16 protein-coding genes are annotated in these 18,604 nt (G+C 70.2%); 10 read left to right on the top strand and 6 right to left on the bottom strand.

Annotated features, from left to right (window positions below; genetic code table 11):
* Nucleotides 1–20 precede the first annotated feature (20 nt).
* The 5 genes from PQI07_RS30570 to PQI07_RS30550 are packed head-to-tail and all read right to left on the bottom strand — an operon-like array spanning nt 21 to nt 4,190.
* Entirely contained in the window at nt 21–1,217 is a 1,197-nt protein-coding gene (locus tag PQI07_RS30570) for a hypothetical protein (RefSeq protein WP_274928653.1), read from the bottom strand.
* A 12-nt stretch (nt 1,218–1,229) separates the two neighbouring features.
* Nucleotides 1,230–2,336, bottom strand: coding sequence for a hypothetical protein (locus PQI07_RS30565; RefSeq protein WP_274928652.1), 1,107 nt, complete (start codon nt 2,334–2,336; stop codon nt 1,230–1,232).
* Nucleotides 2,337–2,338: 2 nt separating this feature from the next.
* The gene (locus tag PQI07_RS30560) at nt 2,339–3,166 is read right to left on the bottom strand and encodes a hypothetical protein (protein WP_274928651.1); all 828 of its coding nucleotides are present in this window, start codon (nt 3,164–3,166) and stop codon (nt 2,339–2,341) included.
* Nucleotides 3,163–3,702, bottom strand: coding sequence for a hypothetical protein (locus PQI07_RS30555; RefSeq protein ID WP_274928650.1), 540 nt, complete (start codon nt 3,700–3,702; stop codon nt 3,163–3,165). The genes PQI07_RS30560 and PQI07_RS30555 overlap by 4 nt, the downstream gene beginning before the upstream one ends.
* The gene (locus PQI07_RS30550) at nt 3,699–4,190 is read right to left on the bottom strand and encodes a hypothetical protein (RefSeq protein ID WP_274928649.1); all 492 of its coding nucleotides are present in this window, start codon (nt 4,188–4,190) and stop codon (nt 3,699–3,701) included. Before PQI07_RS30550 ends, PQI07_RS30555 begins: the two co-directional genes overlap by 4 nt.
* A 102-nt stretch (nt 4,191–4,292) precedes the next feature.
* On the opposite strand from PQI07_RS30550, the gene PQI07_RS30545 reads away from it, so the two are divergent.
* Nucleotides 4,293–4,517 carry a hypothetical protein gene (locus PQI07_RS30545; RefSeq protein WP_274928648.1) on the top strand — a complete coding sequence of 75 codons (225 nt, stop codon included), beginning with the start codon at nt 4,293–4,295 and terminating at the stop codon, nt 4,515–4,517.
* A 108-nt stretch (nt 4,518–4,625) separates the two neighbouring features.
* Nucleotides 4,626–4,910 carry a DUF2312 domain-containing protein gene (locus tag PQI07_RS30540; protein ID WP_274928647.1) on the top strand — a complete coding sequence of 95 codons (285 nt, stop codon included), beginning with the start codon at nt 4,626–4,628 and terminating at the stop codon, nt 4,908–4,910.
* Nucleotides 4,911–4,996: 86 nt separating this feature from the next.
* Here the strand turns inward: PQI07_RS30540 and PQI07_RS30535 are convergent, their stop codons facing one another.
* Complete coding sequence (locus tag PQI07_RS30535; protein ID WP_274928646.1) at nt 4,997–5,560, bottom strand: hypothetical protein; 564 nt, start codon at nt 5,558–5,560, stop codon at nt 4,997–4,999.
* Between the two features lie 38 nt (nt 5,561–5,598).
* On the opposite strand from PQI07_RS30535, the gene PQI07_RS30530 reads away from it, so the two are divergent.
* The 8 genes from PQI07_RS30530 (at nt 5,599) to recJ (ending at nt 18,527) form a co-directional block, all read left to right on the top strand.
* Nucleotides 5,599–6,633, top strand: a complete 1,035-nt coding sequence (locus PQI07_RS30530) for a hypothetical protein (RefSeq protein ID WP_274928645.1) — start codon at nt 5,599–5,601, stop codon at nt 6,631–6,633.
* Nucleotides 6,634–6,644: 11 nt separating this feature from the next.
* Nucleotides 6,645–7,511: a hypothetical protein gene (locus tag PQI07_RS30525; protein WP_274928644.1), complete on the top strand. Its 867-nt coding sequence runs from the start codon at nt 6,645–6,647 to the stop codon at nt 7,509–7,511.
* 2 nt (nt 7,512–7,513) lie between these two features.
* Nucleotides 7,514–8,305, top strand: a complete 792-nt coding sequence (locus tag PQI07_RS30520) for a prepilin peptidase (protein ID WP_274928643.1) — start codon at nt 7,514–7,516, stop codon at nt 8,303–8,305.
* A gap of 80 nt (nt 8,306–8,385) precedes the next feature.
* The gene (locus PQI07_RS30515; protein ID WP_274928642.1) at nt 8,386–11,031 is read left to right on the top strand and encodes an AAA family ATPase; all 2,646 of its coding nucleotides are present in this window, start codon (nt 8,386–8,388) and stop codon (nt 11,029–11,031) included.
* Nucleotides 11,032–11,112: 81 nt separating this feature from the next.
* Nucleotides 11,113–11,694, top strand: a complete 582-nt coding sequence (locus tag PQI07_RS30510; RefSeq protein WP_274928641.1) for a 3'-5' exonuclease — start codon at nt 11,113–11,115, stop codon at nt 11,692–11,694.
* Nucleotides 11,685–14,753 carry an ATP-binding protein gene (locus PQI07_RS30505; RefSeq protein ID WP_274928640.1) on the top strand — a complete coding sequence of 1,023 codons (3,069 nt, stop codon included), beginning with the start codon at nt 11,685–11,687 and terminating at the stop codon, nt 14,751–14,753. Before PQI07_RS30510 ends, PQI07_RS30505 begins: the two co-directional genes overlap by 10 nt.
* Nucleotides 14,754–14,863: 110 nt before the next feature.
* Nucleotides 14,864–16,657 carry an ATP-dependent helicase gene (locus PQI07_RS30500; RefSeq protein ID WP_274928639.1) on the top strand — a complete coding sequence of 598 codons (1,794 nt, stop codon included), beginning with the start codon at nt 14,864–14,866 and terminating at the stop codon, nt 16,655–16,657.
* A 28-nt stretch (nt 16,658–16,685) separates the two neighbouring features.
* On the top strand, nt 16,686–18,527 hold the full coding sequence (recJ, locus tag PQI07_RS30495) for a single-stranded-DNA-specific exonuclease RecJ (RefSeq protein WP_274928638.1): 1,842 nt from the start codon (nt 16,686–16,688) through the stop codon (nt 18,525–18,527).
* The last annotated feature ends 77 nt before the right edge of the window (nt 18,528–18,604 follow it).

Below are 18,604 nucleotides of genomic sequence, written 5' to 3'. Positions count from 1 at the left end.
GGCGGCTGCCCATTCCTTCGTTAGCGGAGCGTCCTGGACCTTCCGGTCGCCTGCTCCTGCTGGATAGACAACATCGCCGCAAGAGTCGCGTTGGTCTTCTCGAGCTGCGACCAGATCTCGTAGTTCTGGTAGGCCATCCACTGGACGGCGAGGCCCATGTCCTTGATCGCCTGTCCGGCGGACGAACCCTGCGTGGCGACGTTCTGGGTCGTGTCGAAGAAGAAGCCCTTCGACCGGAGCTCGAAGTAGTCGAGCCAGGAGACGCCGTTGGGGAACTGCGTGCTGGAGTACCCGACGACGCGCTGGGCCGTCTCCTTCGCCCACTTCTCGACCGTGCCGCCGGTGGCGTTGGCGGTGCTGCTGCCGAACTTGCCTTCGCGGCGGGCGAGCTGGTCGGCGAGGACCGCGGCCGGCACCGAGTCGCGCGCGGCGACCTCCATGCGTGCGGCGGCGGCCTCGCGGCCGGCGCTCGTCCGGGCCGCGTTCTCCGGCAGGCCGCCGAGCGGGACGGGGGCGATGGCGTTGATGATGTAGGCGCGCGCCGCGTCGGCGCGATCCTTCGATAGCGTGCGCGTGGTGCCGTCCTCGGAGAACCAGAGCGACTGCGCGATGTCCTGGTTGGCGTCCGGCATCTGCGAGCTTCCGCCCCCGGTGCACATGCCCGACGACACGTCCGCTGGGGAGGCGTACTTGGAGCAGTGCAGATCGATCCGGGCCTTGATGCCCTTGTCGGTCCCCTCGGCGCTCGGCATCCCGTTCCGGCCGAGGTTGAAGTTGGAGATGTCCTTGGCTTGGGCGGCCACGGACTGGTTGATCGCGGCACCCAGCGTACCGCCGGCGGCGGAGGTGATGACGTTGCAGCTCGTCGCGCCGGAGGCGGCTTCGCGGATGGCGTCCAGACGGGCCTTCTCGATGTTGCCCACGACGTTCCGGTCGTCCTGCACGTCCGCCATGTTGGCCCGGGCGGTCGACTGTTCGCGGAGGTTGCCGGTCAGCTGGCCCGTCCCGAGACGCATGGCCTCGATGATCGCCAGCTGCATGGCGTTGATCTGCTTCGTGAAGCTGTCGATGACCTGGTCGCGGTTCCCGTCCGCGTTCTTGTGGTCGTAGTAGCCGACGCAGCAGGTGATCTCGGCGCGCGCCGGCGCCGGGTGGAGAAGGACTGCGGCCATGGTCGCCGCGAGGGCCGCGAGAGGGAGGTGGAGCTTCTTTGCCATGTCGCGTCTCCGTCAGCGTCGACCGAACAGCGCGCCGTAGCCGCCGTTGGTCTGACCGGAACTGGTGCCGTAGTTCGACCCGGACGTGCCCATGATCGAGGTCAGCGCGGGGATCTGGAAGCCGCCGAGCCCGCCTCCGCCGGAGGCGCCGTTCAGGCCGCCGCCCATCGAGTTGAGGAACGCTCCAGGGAAGAAGCCGCCCATGTTCGCCGTCGAGAAGAAGCTGCGGCTGATCGCTTGGTTGGCCTGCCCGATCGCGGACAGTGCCGCGCCGCAGGTCAGGTTCTGGACCTGGTTCATCAGGCTCTGCATGGTCGGCGGCCGGAACAGGTTGTCGAGGACCTTCGCCTGCGAGAACAGGTTCGACAGGCACGAGAGGCCGCCCAGGCTGCCGTTGCTCATGAACGGCTTCTTGCTGCCGACCTCGCTCTCGTAGGAGGGCTGCGCCCCCCTGCCGTCCTTCCGCGTGAAGCCCATGTCGGATCGGCTGATCTGATCCATGTCCTCGACGTATTTCGACGCCGCCTGGACGACCATCTGCGAGACGCGCGAGTCGCAGCCGGGCGGCGAATCCCCGTCCGTGTTCATCGAGGACGTGCCGGACGACGACATGCCCGAGGATGACGGACTGGAGGACGACGAAGCCAGATTGGACAGGCCCGGGATCGACGACAGCGGAGAACCGGAGGTCGACGATCCCGACGAGGCGGCGAAGGTCGAATTCGGATCGTAGCTGGCCGCCTGGACCGACGAGTCCGTCTTCCCGATCTCGGCGCTGATGTCGACGCCGGCCACCGAACCCATGGCCGTCTTGACCACGGAGGCGAGGCCCGGATCCATGGACCCGCCCCTCATGACCCGATCCATCTCGACGGGCCCGACGACGATCGCACCCGCCACCAGGGCGGCCGGGCCGACCGACACGTCCAGGAATGTCGCCCCGAGCAGCTGGTCGGTCCCCATCGCCGTCAGGGCGTTCCAGGTCGGCGCGATCGCCGCCTGCTCCGCTTCGGCCGAGCAGGACACGGCAGAGCAGAGCCGGACCCCGAAGTCGTCCGCCATCGCCGGCGCGAGCGGCAGGGCGACCGAGACGGCGAGCGTCGCCAGGAGAAGTCTCATGCTCATCTCCTCGGTCCGTCCGCGACGTAGCGACGGCCGTCGAACGCGTAGGCCACCGGCCCGACGGCACTGTCGAGAACCATGGCGCGCACTCCGTCCCGCCCGGAGCCCATCACCCAGACGTCGCCCTTTGCGAAGCCTTCGAGGACGACCACGTCCCGGCCTCCCTTGCGGACGATCGTCCGGACCGGGCAGCCCACGAGACCGCACGCGACGGAACCCTCCAGCCGGTAGACCGCCTGCGGACCGCTCTTCGCGTCCAGTTCGGCGGTGCCCGCCGAGACCTTGAGGTCGGCCTTCCTGTCCAGCAGCCGCACGGCGCCGGGGCCGAACGAGGCCGCTATCTCGCGGGCCTTCGGTCCGACCGACGGCGAGAAACGGACCTTCGTGGCGCCGGAGGCCGCGGCGTCGACGCGGAACGTGCCGGACTTCAGCGTCCGCACCTCGTCTCCGTCCACGATCAGCGGGCGCTGGCCTCGCGTATCGGCGTCGCCGAGAGCGAGCGACTTTGCCGGCACGTCCAGGACGCGGCGCCAGGTGCGGCCGTCGTGGCGGAAGACCGCCGTGCGGCAGAACTGGCGCGTGCCGTCGCAGGTGCTGCCGTGGACGATGCGCACGACGACCTCGCCGATGCCGTCTCCGTCGACGTCGACCATCGCGGTCTCGACATGGGCGCCCGGGACGGCACCGATCTCGCGCGACATCAGGACTTCGGCGGTCGGCCGCTCGCGGGCGGTCCGGTCGTCCTTGAGCGGGACCGGCTGCGCCGCCGCTGCGGCCTGGGTCGCGACCAGCACGGGCAGCAGCATGAGGGTGCGGGAGGGCCTCACTTCAGGAGATCCCTGTAGCCGCCCGTCGTGGAGCCGTAGGACGCCCCGCCGCCGCCGGTGTACTGGAGCATGTTCACGGAGTTCAGGCCGCCGTCGCCGGGCCCCGTTCCGAACCGCAGGTTGAGCCCGCCGCCCGTCAGGCCGCTCAGGCTTCCGCCCGAAAGCAGCGAGCCGATGCCGCCGGAACTGCTGCCGAGCTGCCCGGTGAAGGAGCCCAGAGCCTGATTGATGTACTGCGACCCGGCTTGGCAGGCCATCGTCATCACCGACTGCAGCAGCGACTGCATGGAGGGCGGCTGGAAGAAGATGTCCAGGTTCTGGTTGCCGAGCGAGAACAGCTTCTCCATGCAGCTCATGTCCTTGAAGCTCGAGCCTCGGCGCGAGAACAGGGAGTCGGCCATGGATGCACGGGACTGGATGTAGGAGCGCCGGGCCTGATCCTGGGCCTGCTGCACGGAGGAGTCGCACCCGCCGTCACCCAGAGCGGGGCCGGCCAGGAGGCTCAGGACGACGGCTGCTGCGACGAGCTTCCTCATGGCGCTCCTCCGGGGGTGGGAGTTTCGATGACGTCCTGGGCGGCCCGCGCCACGATCCTGACGTTCTCGCCGTCGCCGATGCGGGCGACAACGAGGGCCGCGAGCGGATCCTTCAGGCAGCGGATGTCGTCGATGAACAGATCGACGATGTCGTTCAGGCCGGATGCCGTTCCTTCGCCGCCATCCTCACCCTCGGCGTCCTTCTCGAACAGCCGCGCCCATGCCGAAGGCCGGTCCGGGGTCGACCGCCGGGCCGCCCAGGCGAGAAAGCGCAGGCGGCGGGCCCTTCCCATGCGGCGGAACAGGTCCGCTTCGGACGCGACGATCCTGTGCGCATCCTCGACCTTCGCGGCGGAGATGCGCGCCGAGAGCGCGACGTAGTCCTCTGTCCCTTCGCGGAAGTCCTCGGGTATCGCCGCGCGGACGTCGGCCGGCATGCGCCCGTGCCACGCCTCCATCTCCGTCGCGCCTAGAAGCTGGCCCGTCACTGGGGATCTCCGTGGCCCCCTCGCTCCTTGCAAGGGTCCATGTCATGTTGGATGACGACCATGCAAATGGCCAGTCGTCAACCCTTCCGGAAGGAATGAACCATGCGCACGAACACCCTCAGCGTCCTGCCGGCGAGCGGTTCGACGCTTCTCGACGGCCCGCTTCCGGCGGACGCACACGACGTGGCGGCGGTGCGCCAGAAGAGCCCCGGCATGGCCGCGGCCTTCACGCCCGCGCCCGCGCCCGGCTCGGCTCCGACCCCGCAGAGCCCGGAGGCGCTGCCGGAGCCGACCCCCGACATGATCCCGCGTCCCCGGGGCATGTAGGAGCCCGTTAATTCCGTTCCTTCGTTCAATGTTGACACGAAGCCTGGCCGCTGGTTTGTTGGCGGCATTCGATTCGAAGGAACGGACCGTTCCTAGCTGGAGATCTCCATGAACGCCCATTCGATGCCTACCGCCGGCAGCGGCGACGTCTCGTCCGCCGAAGGCGTCGCGGCCGACGAGCTGAAGCAGTTCATCGAGCGCCTGGAGCGCCTCGAGGAGGAGAAGGCCGGCATCATGGGCGACATGAAGGAGGTCTTCGCCGAGCTGAAGGGTCGCGGTTTCGACGCGAAGGCGATCCGCACCATCCTGCGTATCCGCAAGCAGGACCACAGCGAGCGCCAAGAGCAGGAGGCGATCCTCGAGCTCTACATGCAGGCGCTGGGCATGAGCTGACCTGTATACGTAAGCGATTTACCGGAATATTATTAGGGCGGCACCTTGCGGAGCCGCCCTTTCCATTTGAACCTATTGACGCGGTGCTAGGCGACACCGATCTTCTTGAACGGGAGCGCCATGATGGGCCGCCCCTCGGCCGAGATCCGCCCGTTGGCCGTCGGCAGGGACACCAGCTGGATCTTGCCGTCGGGCAGCGCCTTCACCGCCTCGTAGACCACCAGATCGAGCGGGATGAACAGCCGGAGCTGCTTCGGGCTGAGTTCGCGCGCGTTGCCGACGCGGGCATCGCGGGCGGAGAGCGCGATCCATTCGCGCCCGTTGACGCCGGCCAGCAAGGCTGCGGAGGTCCAGGGCATCGCTCGGATCGGTTCGGCGTCGCGCTCGACGATGCCCAGCACCGCCATCTTCTTCTCGCGGTCGATGCCCGGCGCGAAGCGTGCGGCCGCCTTCTCGCCCAGGATGACGTCGTCGCCCTGGAACTCGACCGCGCCCTCCCGCAGGCATCCGGCCACCCAGAGTTCGAACGGGTGCACGTCCTCGATGCCGTTCGACGTGGTGATGCGGCCGTCCGGGCCGAGGGCTGCCGAGTTCATCTGCACCGAATTCCACTTGCGCTTGGCGAAGGAATGACGCGAAGTTGCGTCCATTCGTTCCTTCTGGCAAGTCGGACGGGGAGGCCCGACGAATGGCTCGCTTCGTACCCGCAAGACCGCTGCCGGACCTCGCAGAGGATCTGAAGGAACCGCTCTTCGCGGCCGAGGACTATCTCGACGACGTCCACGTGGTCATCCAGCCGCTCCGCGGCGAGCCCGGCGTCGTGCTGCATCCGGAGAGCGGCGTCTTCGCGATCATCTGCCTTCCGGGTCTCAGGCGCCGACCCGATCCCGCCCGCGAGATCTGGCTCGGCCCGGGAGGCGCCCAGGTCGACGTGGACGGCCAAGCCGCCGCCGCGGCCGGAGGCGTCGCCAAGCGTCTCGGGATCCAGCCCGAGGCGGTCGCGGGGATCGTCTTCGTGCCAGACCGGCCGCGGGGCGAGTCCGGACAGCGTGTCGTCACCGGAACGGGCGACGATCTCGGCGAGGCGATCCTCGCCGCGGTCCAGCGCCTCGCGACCCGTCCCCTCGGCAACAGGGGCGTCCAGGACGCGATGACCCGCCTCGCCGCCGTGCCGGGCGGATCGCCCTACGTGCCGTACGAGGTGACCCCTCAGCAGGAGGCATGGCGCGAGGAGCGCTCGCAGGAGGCATTCGAACGCGACCTCGCCCCGCCGCAGCTGCCCCGCGTCGACGACGAGCGGCTCCTGCGCTTCGCCACGGCCGTGGTCGGCCACGCCACCGGCGGCCGCGAGGCCCGCATCAGCTCGATCACCGTCGCTCCCGACGATCTCGCGGATCCGCAACGTTTCCTCCCGGCCTTCCTGGTCGCGGCGAGCGACATCGCGGCTCCCGTCGTGGCGAGACACCGCGGCAGAGGCGGCTTCCGGGTGCAGCTCGCCAGCGACGGCGACAACGCCCTCCTGGGCTACCGCGTGGCGGCCCTCTCGTCCTCCTCGCCCCTGCTGCTCATGCTTTCCCTCTCGGAGGCGGTCCGCCGGACCGTGTCCGGCGACGAGATCGCGCTGGAGGCCGTGAACAACCTCTTCCGTCGCTTCCTGCGCCGGAACGACCTGGACCACCGCATCGCCGACGACGCCGACGTGCGCGCCGCGACCGATTTCTGAGGACTACGGACATGGGCTTCTCCAGCGCCCGACAGGGCGAGATCGACACCAACGAGGCGGAGCGCGCGGCGCGCGACATGCGGGTCGCCTTCCAGCAGTTCCTCAACCAGAACGCGGCGATCTTCACCGCCATGGCCAGAGGCGGCATCGGACCGGCCGACGAGCGCTTCGGCGAGATCGGAGCCCGACTGGCGGAGACGGCCCGGGCCCTTTCCGTCGAGGTGGTCGCTCTCCTCGAAGGCGTGGCGCCGAACGCGGCGAGCGAACAGCTCGTCCGGGCCGTCCGCCCCGACATCGTCGAGTACGTCGTGGAGCGTTGGCAGACGGGCGACCCCCTCGACGTCGCCTTCGAGGCCCGTTCGATCGCCCAGGTCCTGCGCCTGTCGTCGAAACGCTTCGACTTCAGCCCGTTCGGCCGCGGTTCGGAGGCGACCCCCGACACATCCGTCGCCCTCAGCTTCGTCGCCGCGTCGACGCTGATGGCCTGCCAGACGCTGCCCTACGACTTCCGCGCGGCGGACCCCGCCGGGCTCCCGGGCCGCCTGCTGGAGGCCGTCATCGACGCGGCCAACGAGAACCTGCCGAAGATGATCGTCGAGACCTCGTCCGACGCGGAGGTCAGGACCGTCCTCCAGTCGCTCGTGAAGCACTTCTCCAAGCTCATGCGGGCCGTCTACGAGCGCGAGACCGAGGTCATGGTCCAGCGTGCCGCGAGCATGGACGAGGAGGCCCGCCGGCGCTGGTTCGAGACGCACGACCCGATCGCCGATCTGGTGAAGGACTTCCGCGCCCGGGCCCACAACATCGTCGCCTTCGCGATCGCCACGATGATCGAACCGGGGCGGACACCGGGCCGCGGGCGCCCGCAGGCGGCATGACGATGACCGATCCCGTCGAGCTCTTCGCGGAGTTCCCGCTCCTCAGCGCGCTGATGGCGGCGATCTTCGGCGCGGCCCTGACGTCCTTCGCGGGTCTCGCCGCGTGGCGGCTGCCCCACCGCTGGGGCCTCGTCGAGGAGCCGGACCCGACGCTCGGTCTCGCCTTCCCCCCGTCGTTCTGCGACTCCTGCTCGCGTCCTCTTCCCCCGCTCGCCTGGGTCCCCGTCCTGGGATGGCTGGCCAAGCGGGGGCGCTGTCCGTGCGGGAAGGTGGCGGTCGATCCGGTCTATCCCCTCGCCGAGGCCGCCGTCGGGCTCGCCTCCGCGTTCCTGGTCCTCTTCATCGGGCCGACGCCGGTCACGGCGGCCGTGCTCGCCATCCTCTGGTGCGGCGTCGTCGCCGGCTGGATCGATCTGACCACCGAGCAGATCCCCGAGTGGGTGACCGTCGGGCTGTTCTGGGGCGGCCTTCTCGTCTCGCCGCTCGAGCCGGACCTGCAGATGCGCGTGTACGGAGCCTTCGCCGCCTTCGCGCTGATCGGCGGGGTCTTCGCCCTGAGCGGCTGGATCCTGAAGGTGGACGCGATGTCGGGCGGGGACGTCGCCCTGGCGACGGCCGCCGCCGCGTGGTTCGGACCGATGCCGGCCCTGGCCATGTTCATCCTCTCGGCGGTCACCCTCCTCGTCTATGGGATCCCGATGCGCCGGGCCGGACTGGACTGGACCCCCTACGGCCCCGCGCTGGCCTCCGGCGCCGTCGGAGCCGCGATCCTCCGGGCGGTCGGGCTCGTCTGAAGGAGCGCCCTTCGGATTTTCGTGCTCCGGTGTCAGAACGAACGGCACCTTCGGCGAGGCTCTGAAGGGACCGGAGCGTGATGGACACAATCGCCGGCATCGTCACCCATGTCCGCAAGAAGCCCGAGGAGGGCGGGAGCGGGCTGTACGTCGTCCGCTACGAGACGGCCGGCGGCATGATCGAGGCGAAGGCTTCGACGCGCGGTCTCGCGCTCGAAGTCGGAGACTGGTTCCTCGCCAAGGGCACATGGCGGCCCAACGTCTTCAGGGGCCGGACCGAGCACATCTTCCAGGCCGTCTCCGTGCGGCCCGACCTGCCGGCCACGAAGGACGGAGCCGCCGTCTTCCTCGGACGCATCTTCGAACCCGCCCGGCACGGCGCCTCGCCCGCGACGATCCGGGCCTTCGTCGAGCGCCACGGCGGGGCCGCCTGCCGGAAGGCCGAGCAGTCGCCCGAACTTCTCGCCGAGATCTCGACCGATCCGGCGCGCTTCCGAGGGGCCATCCTGACCGACTGGGCGAGGCGGCTCTCGAACCGGCGCGCCGTGGTCGCCCTGTCCAAGGCCGGCGTCGACGACCACGCGATCGGCCGGATCCTCGACGCCTTCAAGGACGACACCTGGAAGGTGTTGCGGGAGAACCCCTACACGATCTCCAGGGTGCCCGACGTCGGCTTCCAGAACGCCGACAAGATCGGCCTGGACATGGGCCTCGGCCCGGACGACGCGCGGCGCATCGAGTCCGCCATGCTGGCCGTCCTCGACCGTGCCCGGAGCGAGGGCTCGACGGGCCTGCCGGCCGCACGAGCAGCCGACGAGGCGGCCTCGCTGCTCGGGCGCGACGGCGGACTGCGCGGCAAGGTCGAGGCCTGGCTCATGGCCGCGGCGGGTCGCAAGGGCGGCAGCGTCCACGTCGACCGCTCCCCGAAGGGCGTCGTCGTGCACCTTCCCGAGCTGCTGGTGGCCGAAGCCTACGTCGCTCGGAAGGTGATGGAGCTGCTGAAGACCCCGCAGGCCCATGCCGAGGCCCGGGTCGACGACGCCATCGAGCGCGTCTTCGCCCGCAACAGGAAGTTCGCGCGCTTCGACGCCATCCAGCGCGCGGCGGTGCGCGGCGCGGCGCTCTCGCCCGTCTTCATCCTCGCCGGCGGCCCCGGCACCGGCAAGACCACGGTCACGGAGGCGCTGATCGCGGTCCTGGAGGAACTCGGCCACCGGACGCTCGACCTCGTCGCACCGACGGGCAAGGCCGCCAAGCGAGCGTCGGCCGCCACGAAGCGCAAGGCCGTCACCCTTCACCGCCGCCTACTCGCACGCGAGGACAAGAAGACCGGCGGCAGCATGTTCGGGGTCAACCGGGAGCATCCGATGCCCGGCGGCACCGTCCTGCTGATCGACGAGACCTCCATGATCGACGCCCAGACGATGGCTGCCGTCTTCGACGCCATGCCCGCGGACGGCCGTCTGGTGCTGATCGGCGACCCCTACCAGCTGCCGTCCGTGGGGGCCGGCAACGTCCTGTCCGATCTCCTGGCCGCGCGCACGGGCGAGAGGCCGCTCGTGCCTTCGGTCGAGCTCGTCAACATCTACCGCCAGGAGGAGAACTCCAGCATCGCCAGGGAATCCCGGACCGTGAAGGACGGGAAGGTCCCCTTCATGGACAACAAGGTCCGCGGCGGCCTCGCCTTCTACGAGCACGAGGCGTCCGGAATCGCGGACGAGGTCGTCAGGCTCGTGACCGGCCCGATGCGAACCCAGCTCGGCCTGGACCCGACCCGGGACGTGGCGATCATGAGTCCCCAGGCCCCGGGGCCGGCGGGCACCTGGGATCTCAACGCACGCCTCTCCGCGGCGCTCAATCCGTCCGGGCGGCCGATCGAGGGCGTCTCCCACGGTTCCCGCGACGATCCGAAGATGCCGCTCCCGCGCGTCGGCGACCGGGTCATGGCGACGAAGAACGACGAGGAGAACGACGTCTTCAACGGGGACGTCGGAACGATCCTCGGCGTCGAGGAGCAGTCCTCGGACGGCCGTCCCCGCCGCGTGATCAAGGTCGCGTTCGATCCCGACGCGCCGGGAGCGCGACCGCGGCAGGTGGAGTATCCGGTCGCACGGTGGCGGGAGCTGATACTCGCCTACGCCTGCACCATCCACAAGATGCAGGGGTCCCAGGCCACCGCGGCCGTCATCGTCGCCTCGACGGCCCACGCCGGCATGCTCGACCGCACGATCCTGTACACCGGCTGGACGCGTCCGGAGGAGCTCCTGTTCGTGGTCGGCGAGCGGGCCGCTCTGGACGAGGCCGTCTCCCGTCGCGCCTCCGACGCGCGATGGACGAGGCTCGCCGAATTCGTGGAGCGGGCGGCGGTGGAGGTGGGGTTCGCCCCACCCGTCCGCGAGGCCCCCGCACCACGGGCGCAGACGGTCCGGCCGGATGCCGCACCGGCGCCGCGTCCGGCCGCCATGCCGCCGAGGGTCGGCGTCCCGCCGGCGCGGCCGGCCGGGCCCGCCCGGATCGTCCCGCCAGGTCCGCCGCGGATCGGCGCGGCACCGAGACCGTCGCCGCCGCAGGTCGCCTCTTCCCTCAGGCCGCCGGACGGCGCTCGCCCCGCATCGGCCGCGCAGGTGCCGGGCGGAGCGCCGCCGCGCGTCGAACGTCCGGCGGTGGCCCGGATCGCGCTGCCGCGGCCGGTCCCGGTCGTTCCTTCGTCCGGACCGAGGCCCTGATCCGGCCGCGACACCTATGCGGGCCTGAATTCTCGGGCTAGGGTCGACAGGTCCGTTCCTTCGATCCCATCCCTCCGACCCATGCTGGCCGCCTTCGACACCGAGACGACCGGGGTGCCTCACGCGGGACGTCCGCTGGGGCACGCCTCGCAGCCGCGCGTCGTCGAGGTCGGCTGCGTCCTCTATCGGCCGGACGGATCCGTCGTGGACACCTTCCGCACGCTCCTGAGACCGGACGGGTTCACGATCCCGATGGAGATGCGCGACCTGCACGGCATCTCCCAGTCGAAGGCGAAGCGCGAGGGCGTGCCGGCGTCGGAGGCGTTCGGCCTCCTCCGTTCCTTCCTGACGCGCGCCGGCCGCATCGCCATCCACTACGTGCCGTACGACGCGACCCTGGTGGCCATCGAGATGGCCCACGGAGCGCCCGACCCGTTCGGTCCGGGCCGCGACTTCGCCTGCACCTCGGCCGGATCCGGCCGGGCGGTCGGCGCGGGCGGGCATCTCTCCCTGGAGGAGGCCTGCGCAGCGATCCTGAAGCGGCCGCCGCGCCAGCCCCACCGGGCCCTTCCCGACGCCCTGGACGCGATGGACCTCGCCGTCGCGCTCGAGCGGTCGGGCCACCTGCAATCCTTCGATCCGGAGAGCCCCGCATGGGCCTGACCAGCGCACTCGGCACCGTCGGCTCCGTCGTCGCGAGGTATGCGAAGAAGCCGCTCGAATCCTTCTCGGCGCTGGAGACGTCGGAGGGCGGCCACACCATCGTCGCCAAGGACGGGTCGCTGGCCACCGTGCTCCGGATCGACGGCGTCCGCCAGATCCTCGGCAACGACGAGCTCGAACATCTGATCGAACGCCTCACCGTGCAGCTGAGCCCGTACTTCGGGCGTCCCGGCCATGCCCTGCAGGTCTGGTTCGCCCGCGATCCGGACCTGTCCGATCTCGTCGTCAGGAACCTGATGCGACCGCCGCGCAACGTCGCCAACGAGCTGAATCTCGACTTCGAGGATCTCTTCGAGGCCAGGGAGGCGCATCTCCGGAACTTCATCGTCTCCGAAGGCTTCTACTTCGTCCTCTGGACGCGCCTGTCGATCCTGACCAAGCAGGAGCTCCAGCGGGCCAACATCGACCGCAAGCCTCCGAAGGGGTGGCCGACGTTCGCGGAGGCCCAGGACATCAACCGGGCCGTGCGCGCCCTCGTGACCCGGCACGACTCCTTCGTGGCGTCACTGCTGACCGATCTCGGGGACGTCGGCATCCGCGCGGAGGCGCTCGACGCCCACCAGGCGGTCGAGGTGATCCGGTCTTCGGTCTATCCCGACCTCACGGACTCGAAGTGGCAGCCGGCCCTCCCGGGCGATCCCGTCCCTTCCCGCCGTCCGGAGCTCTCGGCCGGCGATGCCAGCCACTACCTGTGGCCGAGGCTGGACGACCAGATCTTCGACCGCGAGGCCGAGCGCGTTAACCCGCGGATCGTCCGCGTGGGCGCCTACAACTTCGCCGGTGTCGACATGACCATCGGCCCGCAGGAGGTCCAGAACTTCGCCTTCCTGCTCAGTCGCATGATCGAAGGCAGCGTATCGAAGGAGTTCCCCTGGCGCGTCTCCTACCTCATCGAGGGGGAGGGGCTCTCGATGCTGGGCATCCAGAGCTTCCTCGCCGCGATCTTCACGATCACCAATCGGGACAACAGGGCCATCCGGGACGCGATCCAGGAGCTCAAGGCGCAGCGTGCGGAGGAGGGCTTGGTCGTCTGCCGCATGCGCATCTCGTTCGCCACGTGGGCCCGATCCGACGATCTGCGCCTGATCGAGGACCGGGCGTCAAAGCTCAAGCGCGCGGTCGAGGGCTGGGGCTACTGCGAAGCCTCGCAGCTCGCCGGCGATCCGCTCGCTTCCGTCATGTCCTCCGCGCTCGCCCTGGACATCGCGTCGACCGCGCCGGCCGGCGTCCCGCCGCTCTCCGACGTCGTGAGGATGCTGCCCTGGAACCGGGACGCCTCGCCGTGGTCGTTCGGCTCCGTGCTCTTCCGGACGGGCGACGGTCGCCCCTGGGCCTACCAGCCCGGGACCGAGAAGCAGGACGCCTTCATCGATCTCGTCTTCGCCCCGCCGGGCAAGGGGAAGTCCGTCTGGCTCAACACCACCGGTCTGGCCTCCTGCCTGTCTCCGGCGGCCACCGTCGGCACGGGCGGCCAGATGCTGCCCCGGATCGCGATCATCGACATCGGGCGCTCGTCCTCCGGTCTCGTCTCGCTTCTCAAGGAGGCGCTGCCGATCGATCAACGGCACCAGGTCGCCTACCATCGCCTGCGGATGACGAAGGACTACGCGATCAACCCCTTCGACACCCAGCTGGGCTGCCGGTACCCGCTGCCGAACGAGAAGGCGTTCCTCGTCAACTTCCTGGCGCTTCTGGGCACCCCGGTCGGTTCCGAACGCTCGCCCGAGGGACTGGCCGACATCGCGGCCCGCGTCGTCGACGAGGTCTATGCGCGCTTCGACGACAAGAAGATCGCCAACTCCGCACCCAAGCGGTACGTCCCCGGCGAGGACTTCGAGGTCGACGAGGCGCTCCGCGGCCGCGGCATCCACGTGTCGGGCGGCGCGACGTGGTGGGACTGCGTCGACGCCCTGTTCGAGCACGGCGCGGAACGCGAGGCCATCCTCGCCCAGCGCCGTGCGGTGCCCCTCCTGGAGGACCTTCAGCTGGTCCTGCGCGACGACCGCATCGTCAACAACTTCGGCACGGCGATGATCTCGACCGGCGAGAAGGTCATCGACGTGTTCGCACGCATGATCACGGCGGTCGCGGCCGCCTATCCGCTCCTGACCGTGCCGACCCGGTTCGACATCGGCGCCGCGCGCGTGGTGTCCCTCGACCTCGACGAGGTGGCGCCGAGCGTGGGCGACTTCGCGGCCAAGTCCACGGCCATGAGCTACATGCTGGCCCGCTACGCGACGGCCCGGGACTTCTACCTCAACGAGGACATCGTGAACCTCATCCCGGATCTCTACCGGGAGCACCACCGCGCCAGGATCCGCCGCATCCGCGAGACCCCCAAGCGCCTCGTGTACGACGAGTTCCACCGCACGAGCGTGGCGCCGCAGGTCCGCGATCAGGTCATGATCGACATGCGCGAGGGCCGGAAGTGGGGCGTCCACATCGTCCTGGCGAGCCAGCTGCTGGACGACTTCCCGAAGGACATGATCGACGTCGCGACCGGGATCTGGGTCATGGGCGTGGCCAACGCGGGGAATGCCCGCGAGGTGGCCGAGCGCTTCGACCTGTCCCGTACGGCGGAGTCCATCATCAAGCACCATCTGAACGGCCCCGCGGCCGGCGGCGCGCCGTTCCTGGTCAAGATCCAGCTCCGCGACGGCCAGCACGAGCACATGCTGGTCAACACGCTTTCGCCGGTGGAGGCGTGGGCCTTCTCGACGACGGCGGAGGACGCGGAGCTGCGTCAGCGGCTCTACGCGGTGCTGGGGCCGAAGGAGGCACGCCGGCGCCTCGCGAACCGGTTCCGCACCGGCAGCGCCAAGAACGAGATCGCGCGACGGCTCAAGGACGCCTTCGAGCAGGGCAGGATCGGCGACGAGGTGAAGAACGGCATCATCGACCGGCTCGTCCTGGAGCTCTCGCCTGAGGAGGCCGCAAGCCGGGGTGTCGCCCATCCTGAGCCACCGCGCCGCGCCGGACGGCAACCCGCGCACGCCTGACGGAAGCAACGAGAGCGGCCGCGTCCGTCATTCCTTAAGCATCGGGACGCCGATGCGTTGACGGATGCGTGCGAAACCGTAATCGTTCCTTCTCATCGAAGGATCGAGCCGTGGACCTCGACGAAGACCAGATGCGCGCGGCGACCCATTCCGGTCCGCGGCCGGCGATCGTCATCGCCGGGCCCGGCTCGGGCAAGACGCGCACGCTGGTCGGCCGCCATCTCCATCTCCACGGCATCGGGGTGCCGCGCGAGTCGATCCTGATCTCGACCTTCACCGTCAAGGCCGCGCAGGAGGTCGGGGTACGGCTCGTCGAGGCCCACGGGGACATCCCCGAGACCGAGCGCCGGCGCATGTTCGTCGGCACCTTCCATTCCCTCTGCGTCCGCCTGCTGCGGCAGTTCCACGACCGGGCGGGGCTGCCGAAGGACTTCGAGATCGTCTCCGGAGACGCCCAGATCGCGCTCCTCAAGGACACCGGGCTGTCGTGGCACGGCGAGTACCAGGACCTCGTCGACATGATCTCCCGCTGGAAGGACCGGCTGGTCTCTCCGGTGGAGGCCGCCGCCGAGGCAGCGCGCCGCCAGACCCCCGACCTCGTCGCGGCGGCGGAGATCTACGCGGCCTACGAGCGGGAGCTGTCCACCCGCGGCATCTGCGACTTCCCGCGCCTCATCATCGCGACCATCAGGGCCTCCAACAACGACCCCGACTTCCGCGCCTATCTGCAGCGGCGGTTCCGCCACATCCTGGTCGACGAGTTCCAGGACACGAACCGGCTCCAGATCGCCCTCCTGGAGACGATGGTGGGTCAGGGCGGCAATCTCTGGGTCGTGGGGGACGACGATCAGGCCCTGTACGGCTGGCGGGGCGCCGACGTGCGCTACGCGACGGATTTCGGGCGCCGCTTCCGCGGGGGCGCCCGATACGTGCTCGCCCGCAACTACCGCTCGACGCCCGCCGTCGTGTCCGCCGCGAACGCGGTCGTGACCGTCAACACCCTCCGCGTCGCGAAGACGATCGTCCCCATGGTCGAGACCGAGCAGGGGGACGGGGTCTCGATCTCCGGCTTCGGCGACGATCGGGAGGAGGCCGCGGCCGTCGCGAAGGCGGTGGCGCGGCGCATACGCGGCGGCGTCGCGCCGCGCCACATCGCCATCCTGTTCCGGTCCGGCTCCCTCGCCCCGGTGGTGCAGACCGCGCTGGCCCGCGAGAAGGTCCCGGTCCGCCTCGTGGGCGTGGGCAGCTTCTGGGCCCTTCCCGAGGTCAGGCTCTTCGTCTGCGTGCTGAAGGCCGCGGCCGGCATCGCGACGAAGGACGAGCGCGAGACCCTGGAGAAGCACCCGCGGCGGCGGCAGATCGCGGCCTTCCTGCACACCATGAAGGGGGTCCCGCTGTCGGCTGCGGCCGAGCCGGCCTCGAACCTTCTCTCGAACCTCGTGCCCGAAGGACTGCCTCCCGACCGCACCGGGCTCTGGATCGAGGCCTCCCAGCAGGCCGCCATCGAGGCGGGCGAGTTCGGGGGCTACGTCGAGTTCTTCGAGCACGTCGCGGCCTCGGCCGGCACCTCGAACGCGGCCGACGGCGAGGAGGCCGTCGTCCTCTCGACGATCCACGCGTCCAAGGGCCTCGAGTGGCCGGTCGTGTTCGTCGTGGGTGCCGAACTCGCGATGCTCCCCCACCACAAGTCGACCGACGTCGAGGAGGAGCGCCGCCTCCTCTACGTCGCCGTGACCCGGGCCATGCGCCAGTGCTTCGTCAGCTACGCCGAGGAGCGCTTCGCCCGCCCGCAGTTCGCCTCGCCGTTCCTCTTCGAGATGGCCGACCGCTGCGATCCCGAATTCCGGATCGGCTGGCGCAACCGGCCGGCGCGCCCGACGCCGCTTCCGGCCGAAGGGGTCTGACCGCAACATGGACCTGGATCGACCAACGATGACGCTCCCCGTCGCCGGGTTCGCCCAAGCCCGCCGTGCGCCTCCGACGCCGCCGGCCTCGTTCCGGACGGCCTCGGGCGCGCCGGCCGCGGCCGACGCCGCCGACCTGCCCTATCCCTACGTGGCCGAGATCTCGCTGCGCGGGAACCGCTGGGCGGTCCCCAACGAGTTCGAAGGCGTCGACGCCGATGACCCGCTGTTCCTGCCCAAGCAGGTCGCGCTGCTGCGCGGGACCCCGCCGCAAGCCCTGGAAAGCTTCTTCAAGCCGCTCCTCCGGAACAACATGCCGGACCCCAGCAGCCTCGTGGACATGGACGCGGCCACCGCCCGCATCGCGGCCGCCGTCCGCAACGGCGAGACGATCGGCCTGCTCGGCGACTACGACGTCGACGGCGCCACGTCGACGGCCATCATGCTGCGCTGGCTCCGGGCCGCGGGGCACCGGGAGGCGCTCTACTACATCCCCGACCGGATCCGGGAAGGCTACGGGCCGAACCCGGGCGCGGTCGACGCGATCGCCGAGGCGGGGGCGACCCTCCTGCTCGTCCTCGACAGCGGCACGCTCGCCCACGGGCCGATCGCCCATGCGCGCGCCAGGGACATGGACGTGGTCGTGGTCGACCATCACGAGCCGAGCCGGACGCTGCCCCTGCCCGATGCGGTGGTGGTCAACCCCAAGCGCCCGGACGACGCGTCCGGTCTGCGGGATCTCTGCACGGCCGGCCTCGCCTTCATGCTCGCGGTCTCGCTGAACCGCCTGCTGCGTGAGACGGGCTACTTCGGCGAGATCGGCGTTCCGATGCCCGACCCGATGGACCTGATCGGTCTCGCGGCCCTGGGCACCGTCGCGGACGTCGTGTCCCTGACCGGCCTCAACCGCGCCCTCGTGGTGCAGGGTCTGCCGAAGCTCGACCGGAATCCCGGCATCCGGGCCCTCGTGGAGGAGACCGGCGAGACGGAGTTCACACCCAAGACGGCGGGCTTCGTGTTCGGGCCCTGCATCAACGCGGCCGGCCGGATCGACGACACGCGTCTGGGCACCCTCCTGCTGGCATCCGAAGACGCCGAGGAGACGCGCGATCTCGCCCGCCGCCTGCGCGAGATCAACGCCCAGCGGCAGGCGATGCAGAAGGCGATGGTGGAGACCGCCGTCGCCAGGGCCCTCTCGGCCGAGTTCGCCGTCGATCCCGTCATCGTCATCGAGGATCCGGAATGGCATCCGGGCATCGTCGGTCTCGTGGCGGCGCGCGTGCGCGAGGCGACGGACAAGCCCGCGGTCGTCGTCGGCGAGTTCGGCAAGGGATCGTGCCGCTCCGTCGACGGCTTCGACGTCGGCTCGGCGATCATCAGGGCCAGGGAGGGCGGCCTCCTCATCGCCGGCGGCGGCCATCGCATGGCGGCAGGGCTCACGATCGAGGCCGGCCGCATCGGCGAGCTGCGTCGCTTCCTGTGCGCGGAGGCGTTCGACTTCGAGCGCCCCGCTACCGAGGTCGACGTGGTCGCAGAGGTGGGTACGACCTCCGTGGACGCGATCGCCCCGCTCGAAGCCCTGGCGCCCTACGGCGCCGGCAACCAGCAGCCCGCGGTCGCGGTGATCGGGGGCGTCGCGCGGCGCGTCCGCATCCTCAAGGAGAAGCACGTCAAGCTGCTGCTGGAGGGGCCCGAGGGAACGACGGAGGCCATCCTGTTCAACGCGATCGGGACCCGCCTGGGCGACGCTCTCGCGGCGAGCGAAGGCCTGCCCGTGGACGTCCTTGGTCGCGTCGCCGTCGACGACTACAACGCCCAGCCCCGAGTGCAGATCAAGATCGACGACGCCATGATCGCCAGGGCGTCCTGAGCCGATCGCCACTTTTCGGCTGTACCGACCTGAAATCGGGATGCCGTCCGTCGGCCGATCCCCGGCATCGACGGCGT

It is taken from the genome of Methylobacterium sp. 092160098-2 (assembly GCF_028920805.1).
Taxonomy (GTDB): Bacteria; Pseudomonadota; Alphaproteobacteria; order Rhizobiales; family Beijerinckiaceae; genus Methylobacterium; species Methylobacterium fujisawaense.
This window is presented reverse-complemented; position numbering and strand designations above follow the sequence as displayed.